General features: G+C 62.8%; 4 protein-coding genes. All 4 read right to left on the reverse strand.

Translation table 11 applies throughout. The annotated features are described in order from the left end of the window. Positions 1-584 (reverse strand): amino acid ABC transporter ATP-binding protein (locus tag EN906_RS23330; protein WP_164777303.1); only part of this gene is annotated, 584 nt, incomplete at its 3' end. A gap of 39 nt (positions 585-623) precedes the next feature. Beyond that, complete coding sequence (locus EN906_RS23335; protein ID WP_127270694.1) at positions 624-1793, reverse strand: FAD-binding oxidoreductase; 1170 nt, start codon at positions 1791-1793, stop codon at positions 624-626. Positions 1794-1855: 62 nt separating this feature from the next. Beyond that, positions 1856-3136, reverse strand: coding sequence for an aspartate aminotransferase family protein (locus tag EN906_RS23340; protein WP_236383064.1), 1281 nt, complete (start codon positions 3134-3136; stop codon positions 1856-1858). A gap of 104 nt (positions 3137-3240) precedes the next feature. Further along, a complete protein-coding gene (locus EN906_RS23345; protein ID WP_206529156.1) occupies positions 3241-4770 on the reverse strand; it encodes an aldehyde dehydrogenase family protein in 1530 nt (509 codons plus the stop codon). Positions 4771-4777 lie beyond the last annotated feature (7 nt).

Here is a 4777-nt window from a genome sequence, read left to right on the forward strand (position 1 = left end):
TCCTGGGCGAGCTCGCGCATCACGGCCAACACCTCAAGCCCGAGTTCGGGATCCAGGGCGCTCGTGGGTTCGTCGAAGAGCATCACCTTGGGGTCAAGAGCCAGGGCGCGTGCGATCGCGATACGCTGCTGCTGGCCACCCGACAGGCGCGCCGGATAGGCTTGCGCCTTGTCCGTAAGGTGTACGCGTTCGAGCAATTGGGCGGTGCGCGCGTCCGCCTGCTCCTTGGTGCGCCCCAGAACCCGCATCTGCGGCAGCGAAATGTTGCGCTGCACGGTCATGTGCGGAAACAGGTTGAAGGACTGGAAAACCATCCCGGTGGAACGTCGGAGCCTCAGCAGCTCTCCGGCGGACAGATTGCGGTCGACCGAAAACCGGATGGCACCCACTTCAAGGGTGCCGGATGACGGCTGTTCGAGCATGTTGATCGCGCGCAGCAGCGTGCTCTTCCCCGCGCCGCTGGGTCCGACGATCGCCACGACCTCGCCGCGCGTGATGTCGAGCGAGACGTTCTTCACGGCGTGATGGCCGCCATAGATCACGTTGATGTTCTTGATGCGTACGATATTTTCTGCCTCGGGCATGGCTTCTTTGTCCTTGCGCTAACGCCGGTGTCCCACTGGTCAAGCCGCCGCAGTATGTGTGCCCGGAACGTTTCTTTCCGGAGTTGGAGCGAGACTTTCGGTGCCTGGGATCGATGCGGGAGAGCCCTTGAGCACCCAGTCTGCGACGATCAGCCCAATCACCGGCGCAAGCTGAATCCCGTAGCCGCCCGCACCGGCCGCGGTGATCAGACCGGGCTCCGACTGATCGACTGGTCCGACATAGGGACGGTGGTCGGCGGTGACAGGGTAGAGGCCTGCCCAGCCCCGGCCGAGCCGGGCGCCCGGCAGATCAGGCAGGCGTTCGATCAGCATCTCGGCCAGCATGACCTTGGACCCTTCCTCGCACTGCTCGTTGTAGTTGTCCGGATCTTCGGGCGACGGCGAACTTACCTTGTGTATCTCGGCGATGAGCTCGCCCGCTTTCTCGTGCCGAAAGTTGAGTCCGGTGCCCTGCCCGTTCACCAGATCCATGACCATCGGCATTGTGTACGGGAGCGGCGCGTCCAAGTGGATTGTCAGCGCCTCGTGGCGCTCGGGGTGGATGTGCAGCGTCTGTCCGAGCATCTCGGCAACGCGTGGCGCCCAGGCGCCTGCCGCATTCACGACGAAGTCGCAGCCGATCGGCCCTTTGCTGGTGTCCAACCGATAGCCACCGGATGTCCGCGCGGCACCAAGCAGCTTGCGGAACTGGAACACCTCGGAGCCGAGCTTCTTCACCTGTTGCGCCAGCAGCGTGCACATTTCGTGGGGATCGAGGAAGCCGTCGTCCGGCCCGAAGATGCCGCCTTCGAGCCCATCTGAACTCAAGTGCGGCACGAGTTGCTGAAGCTCGTTCGCCTGGTAGACCCTGGATCTGAAGCCGGCATCGCGCTGGATCTCCACCGAGCGGGCGAACAGTTCCATCTGCTCGGAGGTGCGCGCCAGACGCAGGTAGCCGATAGGGCTGAAGCCGAGACCGAGGCGCTCTTGCCACCGGCGGACGCGCTGCACCGATTGCATGCGCAGCTGTATCTCGAACGGATCCGTGAGCTGTGTCCCAACGACCCCGACCGAGCGGCCGCTGGATCCTGACGCAATGGATTGTGCGTCGATGACGGTGACGCGAGCGCCCTGTTCCGCGAGCGCGTGCGCAGAACACATACCGAGGGTACCCGCACCGATGACGACGACGTGAGGAGAAGCTGTCATGTGACTTCCATCTGTTGCTGCGTCGTCCCGTGCCGGATGGATCCGGCGCTGGACGCGCTACGTCATTGCTTCGGAGCGATTGCTGCGAGGGCGCCGTCGATTGCGGAAAGGATCTCGCGTGCGTCTTCCTCGGTCATGGAGGTGGAAAGCGCGAAGAGTCCGTAACTCGCCGAAAGCACGCCGCGGTCGAGCAGACCCTTGTGGAACAGGTCGAGTTTCATGCGTACGGACGCACCCGGATAGACTGACCGGTAGTCCGTGATCGGCAACGCCGTGAAATGAACTTTGAAGAGCGAGCCGAGACCGACGCACTGCCCGTTGAGGCCATGGCGAGCAAGCGAGGCCGTGATGCCCTCGCGAAGCAGGCTGCCGATAGCGTCCAGATGCGCGAAGCTAGCCGGGGTCAACGCGCGCATCGCCGCCAGACCGGCTCGCATCGTCACCGGGTTCGCGGTGAAGGTGCCGCCATGCGGCAATGCGGGCTTGCCTTGTGTTGGATCGAACACCGCCATCACGTCGGCGCGGCCGCCGACGGCGCCGACCGGGAATCCTCCGCCGATGATCTTGCCGAGAGCCGTCAGATCGGGCGTGATGCTCCACAGGCCCTGCGCCCCCGAATAGCCAAGGCGGAGCGAGATCACCTCGTCGAAGATCACCAGCGAGCCGGCGGCATGAGCGATCTCGACCATCGCGTCGAGATAATCCTTTCGCGCGGGAATAAGTCCGGCGCGGTTCGGCATCGGGTCGATCAGAACACCCGCTATCGTGTCGCCATGCGCGTCGAAGACGGCACGCAGCGCCTCCGTATCGTTGAACGGCACCGCGATGACATCATCGAGAACTCCCTTCGGCGTGCCTTTCGCGTATGCCGTTGAGGCAGGCATGTCGCCCCAGTTGGCGGGCGAACTGTCCAGGCTGACTTCCGCGAAGTCGTAGGAGCCATGGTAGGCACCTTCGATCTTGACGATCTTCGACCGCTCGGTGAACGCCCGAGCCGCCTTGATCGCCATCATGACGCCTTCCGTGCCGGAGTTGGCGAAGCGAACCTGCTCGACTGACGGGAGGCGCTCCACCAACAGTTCAGCAAGATCAAGTTCGCTCTCGGTGGGCGCTCCGAAAGCCGATCCCCGGGGCATCTGGTCCACCACCGCGGCCGTGACGGCGGGATGGCCGTAGCCATGGATCATGGCCGTGAAATTGTTGATGCAGTCGTAGTAGACGTTTCCATCGACGTCCCAGACGCGGCAGCCCTCGCCGCGCTGGGCATAGATCGGAAACGGGTCGATGAAGACCGTTGTCCGGGTGTTTCCTCCCGGCATGACCTTGCGGGCCCGTTCGAACATCTCGCGGGACTTCGGCATTGAATCTGGATAGTGGCGCATAATCTTGTAAACCGATGAAGGAGACAGTCTTGGATGGCCGCGACGAAGGGCGCGACCTCTTTCGATCACTTGGTCATGATCGTGTGGCTCTGCTCGCGCAGGTACTGTGGCAGGAACCAGGAGCCGAGACCGCCCTTGCCGCTGACCCCGGTGCCCTTCCAGCCGCAGAATGGCTGCGCGCCTGGCCATGCACCCGTCGTTGCGCCGCTCGCACGGTTGGCATAGAGAACCCCCGCTTCGGCGGTGTCGAGGAAGTGACGCAACTCTTTTTGGTCGTTGGTAAAGATGCCGGCCGACAATCCGTAGGCGATGTCGTTGCCCTCTTCGATCGCGGCATCGAGACTATCAAAACCGCGGACGACCACGAAAGGCATGAAGAGTTCGTCGCGGGTCAGCCGGCCCGGACCATCAAGTTCGACGACCGTCGGCAGGACGTAGTTGTTCGCAAATCCCTGGCCCAGGGCGGCGCCCCCAAAATGCACCTTGCCTTTGCCCTCGACTTCCGACAGCGCTGCCTGGAAACGGCCGACTGTGGCGTCGCCATAGACAGGGCCCATAAAGGTCTCGGCCTTACGAGGATCTCCGACCACCAGCTTTCCAGCGAACGCTACCAGTTTCTCGATGAATTCCGCCTTGACCTTCTCGTCGACATACACGACCGAGCATGCGGAGCACTTCTGGCCTTGCAGGCCAAAAGCGGAGCGCGCCACCCCCTGCGCCGCGCGGTCGAGGTCGGCCTTGCTCGTCACGTAGGCGGGGTTCTTGCCACCCATTTCGGCGATGACGGGCTTCATGTGGGGCAGCGTTGCCATATGACGGAAGATGCTCATGCCGGTCTTATGGGAGCCGGTGAATGCAACGCCGTCGATGCCGTTGTCGGTGGCAAGAAGGCGCCCCACCTCTCCATCGCCAAGCACGATGTTGAAAACACCTTCGGGCAAGCCCGCTTTGCGAAGCGTTTCGGCAATCAGCAGTCCGGTCAGCGCGCAACCCGGCGACGGCTTGTAGACCACCGCATTGCCTGTCAACAGCGCACCCGTGACCATGCCGATCGACAAGGCGAGCGGAAAGTTGAAAGGAGCGATGACCGCGAAGACGCCATAGGGCTTCATGACGCTCGTAGCAGTCTCGTTTTCGACCAACACGTTCATGGGCCGGACGAACCCGTTGTTCGCCTTCATCTCCGATGCGTAGTACTCGACCATGTCGAGGCATTCCTCGGCTTCGCCGACTGCCTCGATGCGGGACTTTCCGATCTCGTAGAGCGCCGCCAAACCGAGGTCATATTTCCGCTCCGCAAGTGCCTCTCGCCAGCGAGCGCCGAATGCAAGGCGATCGTCCAGCGTCGAACGGTTCCAGGCCTTCGCGCCGGCCCGGGCTGCCTGGATCGCGCACTTGACGTCTGACGGGATTGAAACCGGGAACTTGCCGAGAGAGATTTTCTTGTCGATAGGGCTCAGGATCTCTTTCCGAGCGCCGGTCGCAAACGGCGTCGACCACTCGCGACCCAGTGTGTTCTTCTCGAAATCCGGGATCATTGCATCGAGGTGAGCGTGAACAGGGGAAAAATCCACCCCGATGTTCGAGTAGGTCACACGCGGG

The sequence above is a fragment of the Mesorhizobium sp. M7A.F.Ca.CA.004.06.1.1 genome, from assembly GCF_003999135.1.
Taxonomy (GTDB): Bacteria; Pseudomonadota; Alphaproteobacteria; order Rhizobiales; family Rhizobiaceae; genus Mesorhizobium.